General features: G+C 64.8%; 22 protein-coding genes. 17 read left to right on the top strand and 5 right to left on the bottom strand.

Annotation, left to right across the window (positions count from 1 at the left end):
* Positions 1-41: 41 nt before the first annotated feature.
* The 7 genes from RID42_00600 (at position 42) to ald (ending at position 8,575) form a co-directional block, all read left to right on the top strand.
* Positions 42-1,262, top strand: coding sequence for an acyl-CoA dehydrogenase family protein (locus tag RID42_00600; protein ID MEQ8246156.1), 1,221 nt, complete (start codon positions 42-44; stop codon positions 1,260-1,262).
* An 11-nt stretch (positions 1,263-1,273) separates the two neighbouring features.
* A complete protein-coding gene (locus RID42_00595; protein ID MEQ8246155.1) occupies positions 1,274-2,506 on the top strand; it encodes an acyl-CoA dehydrogenase family protein in 1,233 nt (410 codons plus the stop codon).
* Positions 2,506-4,200, top strand: a complete 1,695-nt coding sequence (locus RID42_00590; GenBank protein ID MEQ8246154.1) for an alpha/beta hydrolase — start codon at positions 2,506-2,508, stop codon at positions 4,198-4,200. Before RID42_00595 ends, RID42_00590 begins: the two co-directional genes overlap by 1 nt.
* A 77-nt stretch (positions 4,201-4,277) precedes the next feature.
* Positions 4,278-4,826, top strand: a complete 549-nt coding sequence (locus tag RID42_00585) for a hypothetical protein (GenBank protein MEQ8246153.1) — start codon at positions 4,278-4,280, stop codon at positions 4,824-4,826.
* A 37-nt stretch (positions 4,827-4,863) separates the two neighbouring features.
* Positions 4,864-6,030 carry an adenylate/guanylate cyclase domain-containing protein gene (locus RID42_00580; protein ID MEQ8246152.1) on the top strand — a complete coding sequence of 389 codons (1,167 nt, stop codon included), beginning with the start codon at positions 4,864-4,866 and terminating at the stop codon, positions 6,028-6,030.
* Positions 6,031-6,116: 86 nt separating this feature from the next.
* Positions 6,117-7,451 carry an aspartate aminotransferase family protein gene (locus tag RID42_00575; GenBank protein ID MEQ8246151.1) on the top strand — a complete coding sequence of 445 codons (1,335 nt, stop codon included), beginning with the start codon at positions 6,117-6,119 and terminating at the stop codon, positions 7,449-7,451.
* Between the two features lie 5 nt (positions 7,452-7,456).
* Positions 7,457-8,575, top strand: coding sequence for an alanine dehydrogenase (ald, locus tag RID42_00570; GenBank protein MEQ8246150.1), 1,119 nt, complete (start codon positions 7,457-7,459; stop codon positions 8,573-8,575).
* A 31-nt stretch (positions 8,576-8,606) separates the two neighbouring features.
* Here ald and RID42_00565 read toward each other — a convergent pair whose 3' ends face one another.
* From RID42_00565 to RID42_00555, 3 genes are read right to left on the bottom strand one after another with little or no spacing between them, the layout of a single operon-like run.
* Positions 8,607-8,759, bottom strand: a complete 153-nt coding sequence (locus RID42_00565) for a hypothetical protein (GenBank protein MEQ8246149.1) — start codon at positions 8,757-8,759, stop codon at positions 8,607-8,609.
* Positions 8,760-8,778: 19 nt separating this feature from the next.
* A complete protein-coding gene (locus RID42_00560; GenBank protein MEQ8246148.1) occupies positions 8,779-10,305 on the bottom strand; it encodes an FAD-binding oxidoreductase in 1,527 nt (508 codons plus the stop codon).
* A gap of 37 nt (positions 10,306-10,342) precedes the next feature.
* Positions 10,343-11,290 carry an L-threonylcarbamoyladenylate synthase gene (locus RID42_00555; protein MEQ8246147.1) on the bottom strand — a complete coding sequence of 316 codons (948 nt, stop codon included), beginning with the start codon at positions 11,288-11,290 and terminating at the stop codon, positions 10,343-10,345.
* Positions 11,291-11,477: 187 nt separating this feature from the next.
* On the opposite strand from RID42_00555, the gene RID42_00550 reads away from it, so the two are divergent.
* The 8 genes from RID42_00550 to RID42_00515 all read left to right on the top strand — a co-directional run bounded on the left by RID42_00550 (position 11,478) and on the right by RID42_00515 (position 19,351).
* The gene (locus RID42_00550; GenBank protein ID MEQ8246146.1) at positions 11,478-13,286 is read left to right on the top strand and encodes an acyl-CoA dehydrogenase C-terminal domain-containing protein; all 1,809 of its coding nucleotides are present in this window, start codon (positions 11,478-11,480) and stop codon (positions 13,284-13,286) included.
* Positions 13,287-13,288: 2 nt separating this feature from the next.
* Positions 13,289-14,086 carry an enoyl-CoA hydratase-related protein gene (locus tag RID42_00545; GenBank protein ID MEQ8246145.1) on the top strand — a complete coding sequence of 266 codons (798 nt, stop codon included), beginning with the start codon at positions 13,289-13,291 and terminating at the stop codon, positions 14,084-14,086.
* A gap of 93 nt (positions 14,087-14,179) precedes the next feature.
* Complete coding sequence (locus tag RID42_00540) at positions 14,180-15,862, top strand: long-chain fatty acid--CoA ligase (GenBank protein ID MEQ8246144.1); 1,683 nt, start codon at positions 14,180-14,182, stop codon at positions 15,860-15,862.
* 2 nt (positions 15,863-15,864) lie between these two features.
* Positions 15,865-16,161: a hypothetical protein gene (locus tag RID42_00535; protein MEQ8246143.1), complete on the top strand. Its 297-nt coding sequence runs from the start codon at positions 15,865-15,867 to the stop codon at positions 16,159-16,161.
* Positions 16,162-16,177: 16 nt separating this feature from the next.
* Complete coding sequence (locus RID42_00530) at positions 16,178-17,215, top strand: alkane 1-monooxygenase (protein MEQ8246142.1); 1,038 nt, start codon at positions 16,178-16,180, stop codon at positions 17,213-17,215.
* On the top strand, positions 17,212-18,135 hold the full coding sequence (locus tag RID42_00525) for a histone deacetylase family protein (protein MEQ8246141.1): 924 nt from the start codon (positions 17,212-17,214) through the stop codon (positions 18,133-18,135). The genes RID42_00530 and RID42_00525 overlap by 4 nt, the downstream gene beginning before the upstream one ends.
* Positions 18,136-18,193: 58 nt before the next feature.
* Positions 18,194-18,457 carry an exodeoxyribonuclease VII small subunit gene (locus RID42_00520; GenBank protein ID MEQ8246140.1) on the top strand — a complete coding sequence of 88 codons (264 nt, stop codon included), beginning with the start codon at positions 18,194-18,196 and terminating at the stop codon, positions 18,455-18,457.
* A 9-nt stretch (positions 18,458-18,466) separates the two neighbouring features.
* The gene (locus RID42_00515) at positions 18,467-19,351 is read left to right on the top strand and encodes a polyprenyl synthetase family protein (GenBank protein ID MEQ8246139.1); all 885 of its coding nucleotides are present in this window, start codon (positions 18,467-18,469) and stop codon (positions 19,349-19,351) included.
* Positions 19,352-19,364: 13 nt separating this feature from the next.
* On the opposite strand, the gene RID42_00510 is transcribed toward RID42_00515, so the two are convergent.
* A complete protein-coding gene (locus RID42_00510; protein MEQ8246138.1) occupies positions 19,365-19,973 on the bottom strand; it encodes a hypothetical protein in 609 nt (202 codons plus the stop codon).
* Between the two features lie 46 nt (positions 19,974-20,019).
* Positions 20,020-20,919: a class I SAM-dependent methyltransferase gene (locus RID42_00505; GenBank protein ID MEQ8246137.1), complete on the bottom strand. Its 900-nt coding sequence runs from the start codon at positions 20,917-20,919 to the stop codon at positions 20,020-20,022.
* A gap of 182 nt (positions 20,920-21,101) precedes the next feature.
* On the opposite strand from RID42_00505, the gene RID42_00500 reads away from it, so the two are divergent.
* Entirely contained in the window at positions 21,102-21,845 is a 744-nt protein-coding gene (locus RID42_00500) for a TlyA family RNA methyltransferase (GenBank protein MEQ8246136.1), read from the top strand.
* Positions 21,838-23,094: a methyltransferase gene (locus RID42_00495; protein MEQ8246135.1), complete on the top strand. Its 1,257-nt coding sequence runs from the start codon at positions 21,838-21,840 to the stop codon at positions 23,092-23,094. Before RID42_00500 ends, RID42_00495 begins: the two co-directional genes overlap by 8 nt.
* The last annotated feature ends 51 nt before the right edge of the window (positions 23,095-23,145 follow it).

The raw sequence follows: 23,145 nt of genomic DNA, 5'->3' as shown, positions 1-23,145 counted from the left end.
CCGCATGCGACAAAGGCAGCAACGATAAAGGGAGATGACCCATGGCTGTTCGGGACGTCGACGCGTCGGAACCGTTGGAAATGGAAGCGGTGCTGGTCGAGCGGGCCCGCGCGTTGGGGCCGCAACTGCGCGCCACGGCGGCGGAGACCGAGGCCAATCGCGCGGTCCTCAAGAAGAACATGCAGGCCCTGTTCGACAACGAATTGGTGCGATTTTTTCAGCCCAAACGCCACGGCGGCTTGGAGCTGGAATGGGGCGCACAATTTGCGATCGGGCGCGAAGTTGCCAAGCATTGTCCCTCGACCGCATGGATCGTCGCGGTCGTCGGTGCCCATGCCGCCTTCCTCGGGCGCATGCCGGGCGCGGTTCAGGACGAGGTGTGGGGGCCCAACCAAAATCAACTGATCACGACCGCCTCGGTGAAGCGCCGCGGCGGCGCGACGCGCGAGAAAGGTGGCCTGCGGGTCAGCGGCCAGTGGGGATTCGCCTCGGGCTGCGACCACGCCGAGTGGGCGATGTTCGGCGTCTATATCGACGACGATAAGACCCCGACGCAAATCGTGGTCCCGCGCGCCGATTGGTCGATTGCCGATACCTGGCACGTGTCGGGGATGCGCGGCACGGGAACCAAGGATTTGGTGTTGGAGGATGTGTTCGTCCCCGCCCACCGCACGCTGCCGGCGGCCGAGTGGGTCGGAGCCAATCCGCCCGGGAGCAAGGTCAACGGCGGATATCTCTACAAAGTGCCGTTCATGCCCTATGTCGGCATGAGCTTGCTGGGGCCGATCCTCGGTGCAGCCGAGGGCGCCTACAACGATTATTGCGCGATTACCGCCAAGCGGACCGGGACGATGACGGGCGAGGCGGTCGCCGATAACGCGCCGGTGCAACTGCGGGTCGCCGAAAGCGCTGCGGAACTTCATGCGGCCGAGGTCGTCATGACCGAGCAGATCGCCTACTTGCGCGAGTCCGGCCGCAGCGGCACACATATTCCGGCCGAGAAGCGGTTGGAGATCAACCGCGACCGCGCCTTTGTCGCCAACCTCTGCGTCAGTTCGACCGAACGGTTGGTCGGGATGATGGGGGCGATGGGAATTTTCGATGGCAACCCGGTCCAACGGCACCACCGCGACGTGATGGGAATCGCGACACAAATCGGCATCAATTGGGATCGCAACATGATGCCCTACGGGAAATGGGCGTTAGGCCTGCCGACGGGCGACGTCCATATCGATCAAGAACTCGGCCGCACGGCATCCTAAGGAAACGAACCATGGCGATTGCACGACAGGATAGCGCGACCCCACCGACCCTCGACGAGATCTTGCAACGGGCCGAGGGCCTGTTACCGGCGTTGCGCGAACGCGCGGCGGAGGCCGAGAAGCTACGCCGCCTGCCGGATGCGACGGTCAAGGATCTCTACGCCACGGGGATGATGCGGCTGCTGCAACCCAAGCGCTACGGCGGCTACGAGATGGACTGGGCGGCGCATGCCGAAGCGGCGCGGGTGATCGCGCGGGCGTGTTCGTCCACCGCCTGGGTTGTCGCGGTCGTCGGGGCCCATGCGGCGATCCTGGCGCGGATGCCCAAGCAATGCCAAGACGAGGTGTGGGGGCCCAATCAGGACCAGATCATCGCCACGGCTTCGGCCCGCAAGGACGGCACCGCGCGCCAGGTCGACGGCGGCTATATTGTGACTGGCACGTGGCGCTTTGCGTCGGGCGTCGACCATGCCGATTGGTGCATGGTGCCGGCACCGGTCGAGGCCAGCGAGCGCGGCTTGCACGACGCGCCCGGATTCCTGCGGGTGTTGATGCCCAAGGGCGATTACGAGATACAGGACACGTGGTTCGTTTCCGGGGTGAAGGCGAGCGGCAGCAAGGACGTCCACTGCGACGAGGTCTTTGTGCCCGATTACCGGGTAATGGATTCGCGCGCGACGTTCGCGCCCGATCCGCCGGGCGCCGCAGTCAATCCCGAGCACTATCTCTACCGGTTGGAATTCGGCCCCTACTTCGGGTCGAGCCTGCTGGGGCCGATGCTGGGGGCGGCGGAGGGCGCCTATGCCGACTACCGCGATATGACCGCGGTACGCGAAGGGGCGTTGTTCGGCGGCAAGGTCGCCGCAATGGTGCAGGTGCAGCAGCGCCTCGCCGAGTCGGCGGCCGAGATCAAGGCAGCGCGGCTGGTCTATGAGAGCAACAACCGTCTGCTGCACGAGCGCGGTTCGGCGGGAAAAGGACTCAACCACGAGGAAATGCTGGAAATGAACCGCGACCGCGCGTTCGTCGCCAAGCTTTTGATCGGCGCGGTCACGCGGCTGGTGCGGCAGATGGGCGCGATGGGGCTGTACGACGACAATCCGGTCCAGCGCCACTACCGCGACATTTCCGCGATGGGCACGCAAATCGCGGTCAACTGGGATCGCAACGTAACGCCCTTCGGCAAGAGCGAGTTGGGGTTGGACGCCGAGACCCTCGGGTTTCACCGGCCGAAGACCGCCTGATGACCGCGGCGGGCGTCACCCTCGACGACATGAAACATTGGCGCCGCCCGGCGGGCGTCGGGCGCGCCTATCTCGACGGGCGTTTCGGTCAATTGCATTACCGCAGCGCCGGCCCCGGCACCGACACGGGCGTGCCGGTGTTGTTCATCCATGCGAGCCCGGCCTCGGGGCGGATGTGGGAAGCAGCTTTGGCCGAACTGGGCCGGGATCGCTTGGCACTGGCACCCGATACGCCGGGGTTCGGCGATTCCGATGCGCCGCCCGTGCCGCCGGAGATCCCCGATTACGCCGCGACGATGGGTGACTTCCTCGACGCGCTAGGGGTCAAGCAGGTCGATGTCGTGGGCTATCACACTGGATCGAAGACCTGCGTCGAACTGGCCCTGCAGCGGCCCGAGCTAGTGCGTAAGTTGGCTTTGGTGTCGGCACCGATCTATTCGGACGCCGAACTCGCCAAGCAAAAGCACGATTACGCGCCGGAGACGATCGCGCGCGACGGTTCGCATCTGGCCTGGCGGTGGAATTTTTCCAAGACCTTCCGCAAACCCGACGTGCCGTTGATCGTCGCCCATCGCAGCCTCGCCGAATCGCTCAAGGGCGGAGAGAAGTCGCCGTGGGGTCACCGGGCGGCGTTCAACTACCATCACGCCGAGAACTTGCCGAAGGTGCGCCAGCCGGTGTTGATCTTCAATTTCGGCGACGACCTGACGGCGCCGACGGCACGGGCCGCGGATTATGTGGCCAACGGCCAGGTGGTCGATGTACCGGATTTCTCGCACGGGTCGATCGATGTCCATGCGGCGACCTTTGCGGGGATGTTGCGATCTTTTTTCGACGCCGACGCTGCGCCGTCGGAGGCCGGGGTGCCGGCGAAGCCGCCGCCGGGCCGCCCGTCGGTGCAAGCGGGGGCTGTCCGCCGATCGTTTCACGACGGTCCCTACGGCTTCTTACACGTGCGCCAAGTGGGGGTCGCCGATGCGCCGCGCACGCCGTTCGTGATGTTTCACATGAGCCCGAACTCGGGCCGGATTTACGATGCGCTGGTGGCCGAGATGGGCCGCGACCGATTGGCCCTAGCGCCAGATACACCGGGGTTCGGCGAGTCCGATGCCCCGGCGGCGGCGCCGACGATCGAGGACTATGCCGCCTGCATGGGTGGTCTGATCGACCGGCTTGGCCTCGGCCGGGTCGATGTCATGGGCTACCACACAGGATCCCAGACCGCGATGGAACTGGCGCGCCAGCGCCCCGACCTCGTCGGCAAGGTCGTGATGGTGTCAGCACCGCTCTATACCGAGGAGGAGCGGGCGCTGCGCCATACCCGCAATACCCCGCTCGCGGTGGCCGAGGACGGCTCGCACCTAATCGACCGATTTGCCGGGCTATGGAGGTTCTACGGGGCGGACGTGCCCGACACGGTAGTCGCGCGCAATTTCTGCGAATCCCTGCGCGGCGGGCCGGTAGCGTGGTGGGGCCACCGGGCGGCCTTCACCTATGCAATGGCGGATAATCTGCCCGGGGTGCGCCAGCCGATCCTTTTATTGAACCCCGACGACGATTTGGCCGAGCAAACCCCGCGCGCCGCGCCGCTTTTGGCCAATGGCAGGATCCACAATCTTCCCTATTCGCATGGGATGCTGGACGCCCATACAGCGGAAATCGGGCAGATCCTGCGGCAATTTCTCGACACATAAGGTAAGACTGGAGACTTGCCAACGCTGTTCGGCCCGGAGACACTGCCGGACCGCCGGAAGAGAGCGACTCGCCGCCTGTGGAAATCAACTACGAACTCTACGTCAAACAGAACAACCGCTGGATCCTGGAAGCGCACTTCCAGTCGCACCAGCGCGAAGAAGCTGTCGACGACGCCAAACAGATGGCCAAACAGGGCCATATCCAGGCGGTCAAGGTCGTGCGCGAACAACGCAACCCGGCCACCGGGCTGAACCGTGAATCGACGATTTATTCGAGTGAAATCAAGAAGGGCCAGAAGACCGGGCGAAAGAACGACCACGACGACGACTTCGGCGGTTTCGACGACGGCGGCGATTTTGGTGATGACTACGGCGACGATGACGACGGCTTTGGCGGCGGCGGGAGTTGGGACGACTTCGAGGTCGAACTCGGCGGCGGCTACGACTCGGGCTACGACGAGGGCGAAGAGACGCCCCGCCGCGGTGCACGCGGCGCCGCGCGTACCGTCCAAAACGCGGTATCCGGGCCGGAAGCGGTTGTTTTGACCAAGATTGCGGTTATCGTGGCGGCAAGTTTGGCATTTGCAGCCATTGTCACCTGGATGGTCCAGCGCGGTGGGTTTTGAGCGCGTTGGCGGGGATATGGTGGGCGTTTAGGTAACGATGTTTCTCGATCCGCAAAGTTTCATCGTTTTCGTCGGGGCGTTCGTGGTCTGCGGCGCACTGCTGAGCATGATCTTTTTTACCGGCGACGATTTCCAGATTCTGCGCCGGATGTCGGGGATGCCGGCCCGCGCATCGGGTGGCAGGAGTATCGGCAACTCGCCGGCGGCGGTCGAGCAGGCGATTGCCGAGGCGGCGTCCGACGCGGAAGACAGCGACGGCGACGAAGAAGACGAGGAGGAGTCGCCCCAACCCGAAGGCGATTCCAGCAGCGCGACTCAGACCTTGATGAAGTTTCTCGAGGGCTCGATCGCAGCGCTGATCAAGGAAAAGATCCAAATTTCGGGCGCCGATAAGTTCGGGGCGAATCTGTTCCTGGCCGGTGCGGCCGAGGTGATCAAGGACGAGAACAAGCTCAACGACAAACAGTTCGTCGAACTTTTGCAACAGGCGTTAGCATTGATCGGCAACAAACCCGATGCCGCGCAAAAACTGGCCGACAAGTACGAGGAATATTTGCTCGAGCCGCAATACATCGGCACCTTCCAGGCCGGATCGAAGGCGTTGCGCAAGTATGCCAAGGGCGACGAAAAATCGGTCGGCGCCATGGCCAAGGCGATCGTGAAATGGCGCAACCCGAAGGACACCGAAACGGCCAAGAACGACGGGCCGATTACCGTGTTGTTCACCGATATCGTCGGCTCCACCAAGATCACCCAGGAACTCGGCGACGAGGGCGCTCAAAAGATCGTGCGGGCGCATAACGCGATCGTGCGGGTGGCGCTGAAGGACCATGGCGGGACCGAGGTGAAGCACACCGGCGACGGGATCATGGCGCGCTTTAGCCATGCGGCGCAGTCGGTCGAGGCGTCGTTGATCATGCTGAAGGGCGTGATCGCTCACAACAAGGAATTCCCCGCACTCCCCTTACATATGCGGATCGGGATCAACGCGGGCGAACCGATCGTCGAAGATAACGACCTGTTCGGGTCGACCGTCCAGATGGCGGCGCGGGTGTGCGATGCGGCGGAAACCGACGGCATCCTGGTGACCAACATCGTGCGCGAGCTATGCACGGGGAAGTCGCTGAAATTCAAAGAGGGCGGCAAGTACGGCATGAAGGGAATCGAGGGCCCGGTAACGCTGTACGTTCCGCAGGGGAAGTAGGGACAACCTTGCGCGCCGTTTGCGGGGCGGCCCGGCCCTGCTAGGCTGATTGTTTGGCGTAGTCCACAAACGAAAAGGCCGCTTCGATGTCTTCTCCCGCCGCCGACTTCAGCCCCAATAACCTGGACGCCCTGTGGATGCCGTTTACGGCAAACCGGCAGTTCAAATCCAATCCCCGCATGTTGGTCGGTGCCAAGGGGATGTATTACACGAGCCATGACGGTCGTCAGGTTTTGGATAGCACTGCCGGTCTTTGGTGCGTCAATGCCGGGCACTGTCACGACCATATCGTGTCAGCGGTTCAGGCCCAGGTGGCGCGGCTGGACTATTCCACTGCCTTCCAGATGGGGCACCCGGCGGAATTCGAGCTCGCGGCAAGGTTGGTGGCGACGACGCCCGGCGACCTCGACCATGTGTTCTTCGGCAACTCCGGTTCCGAGGCGGTCGATACGGCGCTGAAGATGGCGATCGCCTATCACCGCCTTCGCGGCGAGGGCGGGCGCACCCGGTTGATCGGGCGGGAAAAGGGCTACCACGGCGTTGGCTTCGGCGGTATTTCCGTGGGCGGCATGGTCAACAACCGGAAGTTCTTCGGGCCGATGCTGTCGGGTGTTGACCATTTGCCCGCGACCTACAGCCGCGAGCATCAAGCCTTCACCCGCGGCGAGCCGACGTGGGGCGCGCACCTCGCCGAGGATCTGGAGCGCATCGTCGCGCTGCACGACGCCTCGACCATCGCGGCCGTTATCGTCGAGCCCGTGTCGGGGTCGGCCGGGGTCATCATCCCGCCCAAGGGCTACCTCAAGCGGCTGCGCGAGATTTGCGACAAACACGGCATCCTGTTGATTTTCGACGAGGTCATCACCGGCTTCGGCCGGCTCGGCACCAATTTCGGCGCGGACTATTTCGACGTGTTGCCGGACATCATGACGACGGCGAAGGGGCTGACCAACGGCACCGTGCCGATGAGCGCGGTATTCGTGCGCAAGCATGTCTACGAGGCGTTCATGGACAATACCCCCGAGGGCGCGATCGAGCTGTTCCACGGCTATACCTATTCCGGGCACCCGCTGGCGTGTGCCGCCGGGTTGGCCACGTTGGACGTCTACAAAGATGAGGGGTTGTTCGAGCGCGCGGCGTTGCTGGCGCCCTACTGGGAGGACGCGGCGCACAGCCTGAAGGACGCACCGAACGTCATCGATATCCGCAACATCGGCCTAGTGGCAGGAATCGAGTTGTCGCCGCGCCCGGGCGCGCCCGGCGCCCGGGGCTATGACGTCTTTGCCAAGTGCTATGCCGAGAACGTGCTTGTGCGGGTCACCGGCGACATCGTCGCGGCGTCGCCGCCCTTCATCATCGAAAAGCGCGAGATCGATCAACTCTTCGAAACGCTGGGCCGCGTATTGCGCGAGGTCGACTAATGGTGATGACGATTGGCGTTCCAAAGGAGGTCAAGAACCACGAATACCGCGTCGGGCTGACCCCGGGCAGCGTCCGCGAAGCGGTGCACCGCGGGCACCGGGTCGTCGTCGAGAAGAACGCGGCGCATGTCATCGGCCTGGAGGACGCGCACTACGCTCAGGCCGGGGCAACGCTGGTCGACAGCGCCGCAGAGGTGTGGGCGGCGGCGGACATGATCGTGAAGGTGAAGGAGCCGCAGGCGAGCGAATACCCGTTGATCCGCAAGGATCAAGTCTTGTTCACCTATTTACACCTGGCGCCCGATCCGGCCCAGACCAAGGCATTGATGGCCGCCCAGTGCGTCGCGATCGCTTACGAAACGGTGACCGATGCGCGCGGCGGATTGCCGCTGCTGACACCGATGAGCGCGGTGGCGGGGCGCATGTCGGTCCAGGTCGGCGCCCATTGTTTGGAAATCGAAATGGGCGGCCGCGGCCAGCTTCTCGGCGGTGTGCCGGGCGTGCCGGCGGCCAAGGTCGTCATCTTGGGCGGCGGCATCGTCGGCACCCACGCGACCACCATGGCGGTGGGTCTAGGGGCGAGCGTCTGGGTGATCGACAAGAATCCGCAGCGGCTCTACGAGCTCGACCTGCAATTCGGATCGACCATTCACACCGTGTTTTCGACGATGGACGCGATCGAGGAACATGTCCTGGAGGCCGACCTCGTGATCGGCGCGGTTTTGGTGGCGGGCGCCGAAGCGCCCAAGCTGGTATCGGCTGAGATGGTCAAGCGGATGCGGCGCGGCGCGGTGATGGTCGATGTGTCGATCGACCAGGGCGGGTGTTTCGAAACCAGCCGCCCGACGTCCCACGCCGAACCGACCTATATCGTCGACGACATCGTGCATTACTGCGTCACCAATATGCCGGGCGCGATGGCGCGCACCTCGACGTTTGCACTCAACAACGCAACGCTACCGTTTGTGTTGGACCTCGCCGACCGGGGGTGGCGCGGTGCGCTACGGGCAAACCCGCACCTCGCCAACGGGCTCAACGTGTGCGGCGGCGCGGTCACGAATGGGCCGGTCGCCACGGCGTTGAAGTTGCCGCACACGCCGGTCGCCGACGTATTGGCGGGCTAAACCGCCACAGATAAAACGGAATAGCCGCCGTCTAGGGGTTGAACGTATCGAGCGTGCGGACGTCAAAGGGGATGAAGTCGCGCACGTTTCGCGTGACTACGGTCAGTCCGTGGGCTTGCGCGGTGGCGGTAATCATCGCGTCTTCGAGAAGCCGGTGGGCCGCGATGCAGCTCCGAGACCTCATTGGTATCGAGAAGGTGCCCCTAGTCCGCTGGACTTGGCCTACGGCGGCGGGTGCCGCGCGGGGGCACCGGAAGATCGCCGCGCGCCTCGTCGGCCAATTGAAGTTCCTTGAGGCTGGGTTGCAGGTCGACAACCTTGCCGGGGTTCAAAATACCTTGCGGATCCAAGGCGCGTTTCAGGGTGCGCATGAGGTCGATTTCGACGTCGGATTTATAGCGTAGGACGGTGTCGCGCTTGAGGCGGCCCAAGCCGTGCTCGGCGCTGATCGAGCCGCCGAGGTCGTGGGCGATGTCGTGGATGCGGGCGTTGACGTCGTCCCAGCGGGCGAGGAAGTCCGCGGGCGCCATGCCTTCGGGTTGGGTGATGTTGAAATGGGCGTTGCCGTCGCCGAGATGGCCGAAGATGCACGGGCGGGCACCGGGGACTGCCGCCAGCGCCGCCGCGGTGCCGCGTTCGACCAGCGCGGCGAAGGCGTCGATGGGGACCGCGACATCGTGCTTGATGCTGGCCCCCTCGCGGGTCTGGGCCTCGGGGATGGTTTCGCGCAGGCGCCAGAACGCGGCGGCCTGGGCTTGGGATTGAGCGATCGTCGCGTCGATGGCGATCCCATCGGCGATCGCGGCGGCCAGGGTTTCTTCGACGGCGGCGCGGGCGCCCTGGGCCCGGTCGGGCGCCGCGACATCGAACAGGACATACCACGTGTGCCGCTCGGCGAGCGGGTCGCGGCTGCCGGCGACGTGTTTGAGCAGGAGGTCGAGGGCAAAGCGCGACAGGAGTTCGAAGGCGGAAACCTGTTCGCCGGTGGCGCCTTGTAGACGGCGGAGCAACGCAATGCCCGCTGCGATATCGGGCACCGCGACGAAGGCCGTCGTTGTGTCCTTGGGCAACGGAAATAGTTTGAGCACGGCGGCGGTGATGATGCCGAGGGTACCTTCAGCGCCGACGAACAGATGCTTGAGCGCGTAGCCGGTGTTGTCCTTGCGCAGCGCACGCATCCCGTCCCAGATGCGGCCGTCGGGCAGCACCACTTCGAGTCCGAGGACGAGGTCGCGCGCGTTGCCGTAGCGCAGTACGTTGACGCCGCCGGCGTTGGTCGCGAGGTTGCCGCCGATCTGACACGAGCCCTCGGCGCCGAGGCTAAGCGGAAACAATCGGTCGGCGTCGCGGGCGGCGGCCTGGATGTCGGCCAAGATACAGCCGGCTTCCACGGCGATGGTATCGTTGGCGGTGGAGAGGCCACGGATACGGTTCAGTCGCGACAGGGAGACCACAATCTCGTGGCCGCTTTCGTCCGGCACGCTCCCGCCGACCAATCCGGTGTTGCCGCCCTGGGGAACGAGCGCGGTGCCGGTGGCATGACAGACCGCGACGATCCGGGCGACTTGATCGGTGTCGCACGGCAGCAGGACGAGCGGCGCCGCACCGTGGAATAGGCCACGCTGGTCGTCGAGATAATGTGCGAGGTCGTCGGGCGCCGCGCGCCAGCCGCCGTCACCGACGATGTTCTTAAGCCGATCGAGAGTCTGGGCGGTCGGGCGGGCCGTCATGGGCCGACCGTCATGGAGAGACCGTCGTAGATAGGCATTATGGCCCGGCCGCGCGGCGTAGGCGGTCGTTGATCGCCGCGCCGAGGCCCTCGTCGGGGACCGGCATGACCGCGATCCCGTCATAGTCGGGGCGGTCGAGTTCATGCAGCATGGCAAAGAGACGCGCCGCGGCATGCTGGAGGTTACCCTGCTCGCTCAGGTTCAGAAGCGTCGCGGCGCCGCTCAGCGGTTTGGCGCCGAAGGCGAGGAGCGCTTCGCCCGCGGCGACGGAGGTCGCGTTGAGCCGCAGCGGCAATTGCGGCGCGTAGTGGCTTTGCAGCATACCCGGCGCGCGTACCGTGTCGTCCGGCGCGGGGCGCCGCAGGCGCACCCCGATCAAATCCTCGATCGCTTCGGCTTCGATGCCGCCGGGGCGCAATAGCCAGACGGTGTCGTCGAAGCATCCGACGACGGTCGACTCGATGCCCACGCGGCACGGTCCGCCGTCGAGGATCATGCGGAGCGTATTGCCGAAGCTCTGTTCGACGTGCTTGGCGGTGGTCGGGCTGAGTTGTCCCGACATGTTCGCGCTGGGGGCGACCAGCGGCCCGCCGAAGGCCGTCAATAGGGCGCGGGCGACGCGGTGATCGGGCGCGCGCAGGGCGATCGTCCCGAGGCCGGCCGAGGCAAGGCGGGAGACTGGGCAATCGTCGCGGCGCGGCAGCACCAGCGTCAGCGGGCCCGGCCACAGGGCGGCGGCGAGCAGTTCGGCGCGGTCGTCCAGAACCGCGAGGGTCTCGGCGTCGTCGGGGTTGGCTAGATGCACGATCAAGGGATTGAACTCAGGCCGGCGCTTGGCGGCAAAGACGCCGGCAACGGCGCGGTCGTTGGTGGCGTCGGCGCCAAGGCCGTAAACGGTTTCGGTCGGAAACGCGACGAGCCCGCCCGCGCGCAGTTCCGCCACGGCTGCGTCAAGATTGCTTTTGATGGGCGCGTAGATCGGCATATCGATGCGGTTCGTTCCTGGCCTGGCACGTTGGACCGTGGAATTGCCGCCCGTCAAGCGAACGCGCGGATGAATGCCGCAACGTCAAGGCGGCAAGATTGCGCGCCGTGGCCCTTCTAGCTACGTTGCGGAAACCCCCGATGCGGCGCCATGGCGCGCCGCCTTCTTGCGCACGAGGATGGCCAAAATGGCGGACTATCAAGCGCCCTTGCGCGATATGCGCTTTGTGCTGAATGAAGTTTTGGATGCGGGCCGGTTGAGCGATCTGCCGGGGCTCGCGGCGGCAACTCCCGATGTCGTCGACGCGGTTCTCGAAGAGGCCGGCAAATTGGCGGCCGGCGCGATCGGGCCGTTGAACGCCGCGGGCGATCAAACCGGCAGCCGCTTGGTCGACGGCAACGTCGTCACCCCCGACGGGTTCAAGGAAGCCTACCGCATGTTCGTCGAGGGCGGCTGGAACGGCCTGTCATTCGGCGAGGACGTCGGCGGCCAGGGTTTGCCGTTCACGCTCGGCCTTGCGGTCAACGAAATGATTACGTCGTCGAACCTCGCCTTCAGTCTGTGCCCGTTGCTGACGACCGGCGCGGTCGAGGCGTTGATGAAGCATGCGACACCGGCCTTGCGCGATACCTACCTCGCCAAGTTGGTGAGCGGTGAGTGGACAGGGACCATGAACCTGACCGAACCCCACGCCGGGTCGGACGTCGGTGCCCTACGCAGCCGCGCGGTTCCGCAGGACGACGGCAGTTACCGGATCACCGGCACCAAGATTTTCATTACCTACGGCGATCACGACCTGACCGACAACATTATTCATCTGGTGTTGGCGCGGACCCCCGGCAGCCCACCGGGCACCAAAGGCATTTCGTTGTTCCTGGTGCCGAAGTTCCTGGTCAATGCGGACGGCAGTTTGGGTGCCCGCAACGATCTGCGGTGCGTGTCGCTCGAACACAAGCTTGGCATCCACGCGAGCCCGACGGCGGTGATGTCCTACGGCGACAACGACGGCGCGTTGGGCTGGCTGGTCGGCGACGAAAACCAGGGTATGCGTTGCATGTTCACGATGATGAACCATGCGCGATTGATGGTCGGCCTCGAAGGACTGGCGATCGCGGACCGGGCCTTTCAACAGGCTTTGGGTTATGCGCGGGATCGCAAGCAAGGGCGGCGGCCGGGACAGGATGCCGAGGAGAGTGCGCCGATCATCGATCACCCCGATGTGCGCCGGATGTTGATGACGATGAAGGCGACCGTCGAGGCGATGCGCGGCGTCACGCTATCGGCTGGTATTGCCTACGACATGGCCAAACACCATCCCGATAAAGAAACGCGCGCGGTCAACCAAGGTCTGGTCGATTTGCTGACACCCGTGGTCAAGGGCTGGTGCACCGATATGGGTGTCGAGATGGCGTCGCTCGGGGTTCAAATTCACGGCGGCATGGGGTTCATCGAGGAAACCGGCGCGGCCCAGCATTACCGCGACGCGCGAATCGCGCCGATCTACGAAGGGACCAACGGCATTCAAGCGTTGGATTTGGTGGGGCGGAAGCTGACCCATATGGGCGGCAAGCCGGTCGATGCCTATATCGCGGCAATCCGCCAAACGTGTAAGGAGCTCGGCGGCACGGCAGACGACGCCGGTCATCTCGGCACCATCGAAACGGCGTTGGGTGCCGGGGTCGATGCCTTGGAAAGCGCCTCGGCGTGGTTGCGCGAGGCGATGGGGCGGAGCTACGACGACGCGGCGGCAGGCGCGACAAGCTATTTGCGGATGTTCGGCCTCGTTGCGGGCGGCTACATGCTGGCGCAAAGCGCCCTAGCCGCCCACCGCGCCCTGGAAGGAGGCGGCGACAATACCGGCTTCTATCGCAACAAGGTCCTTACCGCCCGCTTTTTTGCCGAACAACTGCTGCCGCAGGCCGCGGCTTTGCTCGGGCCGATTACCCAGGGCGCGGCGACCCTCTACGCGATCGAACCCGAACTGATGGGAGCCTAACCATGACCGATGCCGTCCAGTTGACCATTGCGAATGGAATCGCCCGGGTCACCTTTAACCGGCCCGAGGTCCTGAATGCGTTCAACGATGCGGTAGCGCTGGACTTTATTGCCCATATGAATGCAATCGAGGCCGACGATGCGGTGCGCTGCGTTGTCCTGGAGGGTGCCGGGGATCACTTCTGCGCCGGCGGCGACATCAAGATGTTCAAGGACATGATTACGTGGACGGCCGAGCGGCGTTTTCGCCACTACCGCACGTTCCTCAACCAGGTCCATGTCGGGCTGCTGACGATGATGCGGATGCCGAAGCCGGTGGTGGCGCGGGTGCAAGGTGCGGCGGCCGGAATCGGGCTCAGTTTCGTGCTGGCCGCCGATCTCGCCATCGCCGCCGACGATGCCAAGTTCACGATGGCCTACAACCAGTTAGGCGTCTCGCCCGACGGCTCTTCGTCCTTCTTCCTGCCCCGCACCGTGGGGTTGAAGAAAGCCAAGGAACTGGCGTTTCTCGGCGAGCGCTTCGATGCGCCGACGGCCCTGGATCTGGGAATCGTCAACCGGATGGTGCCCCGCGCCGATCTGGATGCGACGGTCGATGCGCTGGTGGGCCGGCTCGCGGGCGGCGCGACCCAGGCGATCGGGCGCACCAAACTGCTGATGAACGGTTCGTTCGATGCCTCGGCGGTCGAGCAGCTCGATGCTGAGACCGAACACTTCGCCGCCAGTACCGCGACCGCCGACTTCGTTGAGGGCGTAACGGCGTTCCTCGAGAAGCGGGCACCGGTGTTTAGCGGCAGGTAGGCCGTTCCGCGCGCGCCTGGCCGACTCGCGGCATTGGGGCGAAAAGTGTAGGATTTACAGTCCGATACGCACCACACGCCGAGGAGTCGCGCCATGCAGTGGGCCAAAAAATACCCCGCATCCGTTAAATGGGATGCCGATCTGCCGGCAAAACCGCTGTTCGAGATTTTTGACGATTCGCTGAGCCGCTACGGCGACCGGCCCTGCCTCGATTTCCTTAATCGCAAATACACCTACCGCGACGTCGGCCAGATGATCGACCACGCGGCGGCCGGGTTTCAAAACCTCGGCGTCAAGAAGGGTGTCAAGGTCGGGTTGTTCCTACCCAACTGCCCGCAGCACGTCGTGTGCTACTACGGCATTCTCAAGGCCGGCGGCACCGTGGTGAATTTCTCGCCGCTCTATTCCGAGCCCGAACTGCTGCATCAGATCGAAGATTCGCACACCGACATCATGGTGACGCTGAATCTGACGGCGCTCTATCCCAAAATGCAATCGATGCTGGAGAAGAGCCGGCTCAAGAAGCTGGTGGTGGGGACGCTGCCCGAGGTCTTACCGTTCCCACAAAGCTTGCTGTTTCCGCTGTTCAAGGCGAAGGACGTCGCCAAGGTGCCCGACGATGCGCGCCATGTATCGTTCAAGGAACTGCTGAACAACGATGGCACCTTCGATCCGCCGACGATCGACCCGCTGCACGATATTGCGGTGCTGCAATACACCGGCGGGACGACGGGCGTTGCCAAGGGCGCGATGCTGACCCATGCCAACCTTTATGCCAACGCGGTGCAGGCGGCGATGTGGTTCACCATGGTCGAACCCGGCCAGGAAAAGATGTTGAGCGTGCTGCCGTTCTTCCATGTTTTTGCGATGACGGTCTGCATGAACATGAGTTTCTATATCGGCGCGGAAGTCATCATGTTGCCGCGTTTCGAGTTGGTGCCGGTGCTCAAGGTCATCAGCAAGAAGAAGCCGACCATGCTGCCGGGCGTGCCGACCATGTATACGGCGATCAACAACTATCCCGACCTAGCGAAGTACGATCTGACTTCAATCAAGGGCTGTATTTCGGGGGCGGCGCCGATGCCGCTCGAGGTGCGCCAGCGTTTCGAGGCGTTAACCGGTTGTTCGTTGGTTGAAGGGTACGGTTTGACCGAAGCCTCGCCGGTGGTGTGCTGCAATCCGCTGGAGGGGGAGAACAAGGAAAATTCGGTTGGCCTGCCGGTGCCTGGCACCAGCGTGGTCATTACCGACCGCGAGGATCCCCATAAGGTGATGGCGCAAGGCGAAATCGGCGAGATTTGCATCGAAGGTCCCCAGGTAATGCCCGGGTACTGGAACCGGCCCGACGCGACGGCCGATACGATTATCGACGGGCGGTTGCACACCGGCGATGTCGGCTACATCGACGAGGACGGCTACACCTTCATCATCGACCGGATCAAGGATCTGATTCTGGTGGGCGGGTTCAATGTCTATCCGCGCAACGTCGAGGAAGGCATCTACAAGCATCCGGCGGTCGAAGAGGTGACCGTGATCGGGGTGCCCGACGAATACCAAGGGCAGAGCGTCAAAGCCTTCGTCAAGTTGAAGAAGGGGCAGACCCTCGGCGCCGATCAGCTTGCGTCGTTCCTGCGCGAGCATATCGGCAAGCATGAAATCCCGCGCCATATCGAATTCCGTACCGAGTTGCCGAAGACGATGGTCGGCAAGCTGTCCAAGAAGGAACTCGTGCAGGAAGAAAAAGCCAAGGCCGAAGCTAGGGCGGCGGCGCAATAGAGATGAGCGCAGCGGTCTTGATAGCGGGGGTGGTTGCGGCGATCGCGGTCGCGGCGTTGCTCGCCTGGGTGCTCTTGCGCCCAAGCAAACCAACCAAGCCCGTTAAGGCCGTCTCGCCGCCACCGGCGGCGAAGGCGATTGCCGCCCCGAAGAAGACCGCGGCCAAGACCCCGGCCGCCGTCGCCCCCTCGGTCGCGGTACCGAACGATACGTCCTCGACCCGGTGGGTGGGTGCGTTGATCGACAAGCATCCCGACGAGGCCGCCGCGGTGCTGAAACGCTGGATAAAAGACAAGTAAGCACCGGTCGCCGATCATGCTGCGTTATACCCTGGCTTACGTGATCCCCGGCGCCGCGCTGGTGGGCCTCGCCCTGGGCGGGTGGTGGACGTGGCTCGCGTTCGTGCAAAGCTATGTGCTGTTTCCGGTCATGGACGCGCTGGTGCCGGGCGACGCTAAGAACCCTTCGCCCGGCGATGAAGGCGCCCTGTCGTCGCGCCGCGCGTACCGGGTGCTGACCATGAGCGCGTTGCCGCTTCAACTCGTCGTTCTCCTTGCGGGGGGATATGTCGTCTTCGCGCCAGGGGCGACCGTCGTCGAGATCGTCGGTGCGACTTTGGCCGTGGGGATTTCGGCCGGTGCGTTCGGCATTGTCGCGGCGCACGAGTTGATGCACCAGCGCCGCGCCGAGCGAACCGTGGCCCGGATTCTGATGGCGAGTGTGGGCTACGCGCATTTCTGCGTCGAACACGTCCAGGGCCACCATGTCCATGTCGCGACTCCACACGATCCGGCCAGCGCGCCACGCGGCCAGGGGCTGTATCGATTCTTGCTGCGGACCACCGCGGGCAGTTGGCGGTCGGCTTGGCGGATCGAGGCCGCGCGGCTGGCGCGCAAGGGCCGTCGTGTGCTGCATCCGACCAACCGAATGATCCAGGATGCCGTATTGAGCGGTGGGTTCGCTGCGTCCGCCATCGCGCTCTGGGGTTGGTGGGGGTTCGCCTATTTTGGCGCGCAAAGCGCGATCGCGATTTTTCAGCTGGAGGTCATCAATTACATCGAGCACTACGGCTTGCGCCGCCGGGAGCTTGGGCCCGGCACTTTCGAGCTCGCCGATTCGCGTCATTCGTGGAACACTAACCGGCGGCTCACCAACCGCGCCCTGTTCAATCTGGGGCGCCACACCGATCATCACAACCATGCCGGCCGCCGCTATCAGATCCTGCGCCACGAGGCTGCGGCGCCACAAATGCCGGCAGGCTACGCCGCGATGTTTCTCCTGGCCTTCGTGCCGCCGTTGTGGCGCCGGGTGATGGACCGTCGCGTCGATGCGGCGATGGAGGAAACGGCGTGACGCACCTTGTGACCCATGACGTCTTTCTCGCCCACGATACCGGGCCGCACCATCCCGAGCGACCGGATCGCTTGCGCGCCGTGCTCAAGGCGCTGGAGGCACCGGCCTTTGCCGCGTTGACGCGGATCGAGGCGCCGGCAGCGACCCGCGATCAGATCGAACGGGTGCATCCGCCAGCGCAGGTCGACGGCGTGTTGGCGTCCATTCCAGGCAAGGGGCTTGCGCATATCGACGGCGACACGGTGGTATCCCCGCAAAGCGGCGATGCCGCGTTCCATGCCGCAGGCGCGCTATGCGCGGCGGTGGACGCAGTGGTGAGCGGTGCGGCGACCAATGCCTTTTGCGCGGTACGGCCGCCGGGTCACCATGCCGAGCCGAGCCGCGCCATGGGATTTTGTTTGTTCAACAGCGTGGCCATCGGGGCGATGCAAGCCCGCGCGGTCCATGGGTTGGCGCGCGTCGCGGTGGTCGATTTCGATGTCCATCATGGCAATGGGACGCAGGTCTTCGCCTGGGAGAACCGGGACTTCTTCTATGCCTCGACCCACCAAATGCCCCTTTACCCCGGCAGCGGGCGGGCGAGCGAACGGGGTGTCGGCAATATCGTCAACGCCCCGCTCGAACCCGGCGCCGACGGCGATGCATTCCGCGCGGCCATGACCGACACCGTGCTGCCGGTGCTGCGCCGGTTCGCGCCCGAGATCGTGTTCATTTCGGCAGGCTTCGATGCCCATGCCCGCGACCCGTTGGCCAATTTGAACCTAGTCGAGGACGATTTCGCCTGGGCGACGCGCGAGTTGATGGCGGTGGCAGACGACCACGCGCAGGGCCGCGTCGTGTCCTGCCTAGAAGGCGGCTACGACTTGCAGGCCCTGGCGTCGAGTGCGGCGGCGCACGTGGCGGCGTTGATGGAGGCGTAGCGCCGGGCTTCCTTGCCCGCGCCCCGTGCGCTTCCTATGATCGCGTAGCGGAGGGCGTATGAGCGAGACGGCGAAGGCCGAGAAAATTCCGGGCGACATTGCCAAATTGTCGTTTGAAGAGGCGCTGGCGGCGCTTGAGGAGATCGTGTCCCAACTGGAGGAGGGCGCGGTGTCGCTCGAAGAATCGATCGATATCTATACGCGCGGCACCCATTTGCGGCGCCACTGCGAGGAAAAACTGCGGCTCGCCCAAGAGCGGATTGACAAGATCGTGCCCGGCCCCGACGGGGGCGTGGCGAGCGAACCCGCCGATATCGCCTAAGCGGCCCGCATGAACCTTTCCGCGGCGCTGGACGCGTTTACAGCCGAAATCGACGACATGCTCGGCGCCTTCGTCGAAAGCCCGGATGGGCCGGAGGCGCGCCTGTTCGAGGCGATGCGCTATGCGCTGTTGCTGGGCGGCAAGCGGTTACGACCGTTCCTGGTGGTGGCGAGCGCCGACATGTTCCTGGTGCGGCGGGATTGTTCTATGCGGGTCGCCGCCGCTGTGGAGATGGTCCACGCCTATTCGCTGGTCCACGACGACCTCCCGTGTATGGACGACGACGATATGCGCCGCGGCCACCCAGCCACCCACCGGAAATTCGACGAGGCTACGGCGGTCCTGACCGGCGACACGCTGCTGACCACGGCGTTCGAGATTTTGGCGGCGCAGGGGACGCACGAGCTGGCCGAGGTTCGCGCCGAGCTGGTCTTTGCGCTGGCCAAGGCGGCGGGCGGGCACGGGATGGCGGGCGGTCAAATGATCGACGTGCTGGCCGAACATACTGCGTTCGACATGCCGCAAATTACCCGGCTGCAGGCGATGAAAACCGGCGCCCTGCTCGCCTTTTCGTGCGAGGCGGGGGCAATCCTCGGGCGGGCGACCGAGGCGCAGCGGCTGGCGCTACACGGCTATGCCCACGATCTTGGGCTCGCGTTTCAGATCAAGGACGATTTGTTGGATGTCGAAGGCGACGCCGCGACGCTCGGCAAGCGGGTCGGCAAGGACGCGGCCCGCGGTAAAGCGACATTCGTCTCGATCCTGGGCGTCGAGCGGGCGCGTCAACAGGCAAAGATGTTGGCCGATCAGGCGATCGCACACCTCCAGGACTTCGGTGCCGACGCCGAAAAACTGCGCGAGGTTGCGCGCTTCGTCGTCGCGCGGCACTCCTGAACCAAATGGCCGCCTAGGGGCGGGGGAACGCGCGCTCGAAGCGAAAGCGGATGTATTGCTGATGGTCGGGGCCGAGGCCGCGCCATAGATCGTCTAGCTTGGCGCGGGCATCGGCGGCGCCCTTAATCGCCGCCAGACCGTAATACTGGTAGGCCAGGGCAAGATCCGCCGGGCGGCCCCGGCCGGTGGCGTAGGTCAGGCCCAGAATTTCGAGGGCGGCGGCGTCTCGGTCCTCGAACCCCCGGCGCTCCAGGGTGACGATGTCTTCGGGTAGCGGTCTGCGGCGCTCCAGGTCGCCCAGGAGGCGCTGCCAACTTTCGTCGTCGACGCTTTTAGGCGGCGGGGGCGGTGGTGGTGGCGGGTCGCTGCGGCTGCGTCGTCCCCTAGGCTCGGGCGGTGGGGGCGGAGGTAGCGGTTCCGGCGGGCGAATCCCAGCGGCAGCATCCGCGCACCATGCAGGTTTGCGTTCGGGCAGGCAGAGAAAGACGACCATTTCAGGTTCGAGCTTCCACCAGTCGAGCGCGGCGCCCATGGGGACGCTTTGCGCGGCCGCCGGTGTCGAAAGCATTCCGAAGCCCGCGGTGAACAGGGACAGGAGAAAGGCGAAGGCAAAGTATTGCATCGATCGGGTCGTCTTGCGCCCCGATAGGCCGGGGCAGGGAGCTACATCATATCAGATACCCAAGCGGGCGCTTCTTGGCTTCGGCCGCGGGGCGACTCAGAAAAAATTCGGCATGGTAGTAGCCGTCTTCTTCTAAGTCGGACGCGATGCCGCGCGCGCGAAGCTGATCGAGCACGTGGTCACGTTCGTCGGCGTTCTCGAAGCGGCGCTGGCGAAAGGTGATGTCTTGCAGTTTCTCGGTCACCAGGCCGTAGCCAGCGAGGGCGTTGGCGATTGGCGTATAGGGGAACATACGCAACACGAAGGAGGCAACGTATGGCGCCGGTCCTCCGCGCGCGGCGGCATCTATCACGCGGCGGAATGTCTTTTCGGTGACATAGCCGACGCATCCGGTGGATATGACCAGGTGGGCGCCGGCGATCAAATCGCGGTCGCCCTCGTCGAGCGGTGTGTCTTCGAGGTTGTGGCTGATTGTTTCGTCGAGCAATCCAACGGTGCCAGCGAAGTCGAGCGCGCGTTCGGCAACGTCGATGCCGACGATTTCAACATTCCCGTCATCGGAGCGGTTGTCGAAAAAGGCCGACTCACGGCGGAGCATATCGCTCGCCGGGGCAGCGCGATCGCCGGCCTCGGTATAGCGATCGAAGAACGCACCGAGGTTCATTCCGTATTTCAGCAAAGCGGCATTGATGCCGTAGGAACAACCGATGTCGACGAGGCGCACGGGATCGTGGCCGTCGGCTTTGAGCGCATGGATCAGTGAGCGGAAAATCGGTTTGGCTTCCGCTGGGATGCGGTAGTCGAGCTTGCTCAATGTGCGGCAATAGCCGCGCGGATCGGGGGCGTTGTATATCGTGTCGAAGTCGGACTTTCCTTCGTTGACCTCGGCGAAATCGATCTTCTTGGATTTCGGATTGGGCTCTTGGTTGTCGGCGCTCATAGACATACAAACCGCCTCCCTCGCGGTTGCTGTGATCAGGCATCAAATTTCGAGCGGCGCACCGTGCGAGCTTGATGCTCGCGCGCCGGTCGCCCACCACGCTCGACCTGATACAGGGATTAGGGGCGACGCTGGTAAGAACATAACGACCCAGTATGCTGGGTCAAGGTGAACGGTGTGTCAGACCGATGACGGCTTCGAGACAACGATTGGATGTGCTGTTGGTGGCGCGCGCCCTCGCGCCGAGTCGCGACCGCGCGCGCGCGCTGGTGATGGCGGGGGCGGTGTTCGTCGCCGGTCACCGCGTCGATAAGCCGGGGACGGCGATTCCATGTGACGCCGAGGTCGAGGTGCGCGGCAACGATCATCCATGGGTATCGCGGGGTGGTTTGAAGCTCGCCCACGCACTGGAGGCGTTTGCGCTGGACGTGAGTGGTACGCTTGCTTTGGATGTCGGTGCCTCGACCGGCGGGTTTACCGATGTTCTGCTGCACCATGGCGCGGCACGGGTATACGCGGTCGATGTGGGCCATGGACAACTCGCCTGGGCGCTGCGTAACGACGCGCGGGTCGTGGTGCTGGAACGGACCAATGCCCGGAACCTGGGTCCGCAGCAAATACCGGAGCAAGTCGATGTGATCGTGTGCGATGCGAGCTTCATCGGCTTGCGCACCGTTCTGCCCGCAGCGCTCGCGCTGGCGGCACCAGGTGCACGGCTTGTGGCATTGATTAAACCGCAGTTCGAGGCAGGCAGGGAGAGGGTCGGCAAGGGCGGCGTCGTGCGCGACCCTGCGGTCCACGTGGAGGTCTGCGATACGATTCGCGACTGGCTCGCGCGCGACTGCGGCTGGACGGTTCTTGGCGTGACCGAGAGCCCGGTCACCGGACCGGCCGGCAACAAAGAGTTCTTGATTGCGGCGCGCCGTGACTGACGCGTTCGAGACCGAGGTTGTGGCGATCGGACATGCCGGCGACGGCGTAGTGCGGGTCGAGGGGCAGACGCATCATCTACCGTGGACGGTGAGCGGTGACCGAGTGCGGGTCCGCGCGTCGGGGCCCTCCGGGCTCAACTTGGTCGAGGTGGTCGCGGAATCGTCACGGCGAATACCGCCCGTGTGTCGACACTTTGGCGAGTGTGGTGGCTGTGTCGCCCAGCACTTTGATTCATCGACCTATCAAGCATGGCGCCACGAACAAGTCGCCGCGCCGTTGTCGCAACGCGGGTTCACCGAGCCGCCGGTCGAGCCCGTCGTCGCGGTCGGGTCGGGGACGCGGCGGCGCGCGACGTTGGCCTGGCGGGCGCGCCCGGGCGGGGTCGACCTGGGTTTTCGCGAACGCGGCGCGCACCGGATTGTACCGATGGCGATGTGTCCGGCGTTGCATCCCGATATCGTCGCCCGGCTGGGCGATTTGCGTGGGCTCGCGACGCATCTCGACACCGCGGGCAGGCTCGACGTGACACATTGCGACAACGGGCTCGACATCACCGTGGAACAGAAACGCGAACCGACGCTGGCCATGCGCGAAGCCCTAGGGGCGTTCGCTGAGGCCGCGGGCGTCGTGCGCTTGTCTTGGCGGGCCGGGCAGGGCGGGCCCGCCGAAACCGTGATTCAGCGCGGCGCACCGGTCGTCACGGTCGCGGGCGTCGCGGTGGCTCTGCCGGCGGCGGCGTTCTTGCAACCGAGTGTGCCCGGCGAAGCGGTGTTGCAGAGCCTGGTCGTGGAGATGGTCGGCCGGGCACGGCGTGTCGCGGACTTGTTTTGCGGCTGCGGGACGCTGGCGCTTGCATTGGCGCAGCGCGGTGCGGTGGCGGCGGTCGATTCCGATGCGTCCGCGATCGCCGCGTTGCGTGCAGCGGCGGGCGCGGCGGCTGGGCGGGGTCTCTCGATTGCGCTACGGGCGGAGGTGCGCGATCTGTTTCGCCGGCCGCTCCAGGGCGCGGAACTCGATGGGTTCGATGCGGTGGTGTTCGATCCGCCGCGCGCCGGTGCGGCCGCACAAGCCGCGGCGCTGGCGCAGAGCAAGGTCAAGACCGTGGTCGCGGTGTCGTGCAATCCGGCGACCTTTGCGCGCGACGCGCGTCTGTTGGCCGACGGCGGCTTTACGTTGCGCCGGGCGGTGCCGATCGATCAGTTCGTGTGGTCCCAGCACGTCGAAGTCGTGGCGCTGTTCAGCCGCTAACGCGGGTTTTGATGTTGCGCGCTTACGCGCGTTTAAAGATTGCGCGCTACC

The organism is Alphaproteobacteria bacterium (assembly GCA_040216735.1).
Classification (GTDB): domain Bacteria; phylum Pseudomonadota; class Alphaproteobacteria; order SHVP01; family SHVP01; genus CALJDF01.
The sequence above is the reverse complement of the archived record's forward strand: the minus strand, read 5'-3'. Positions and strand labels throughout refer to the sequence as shown.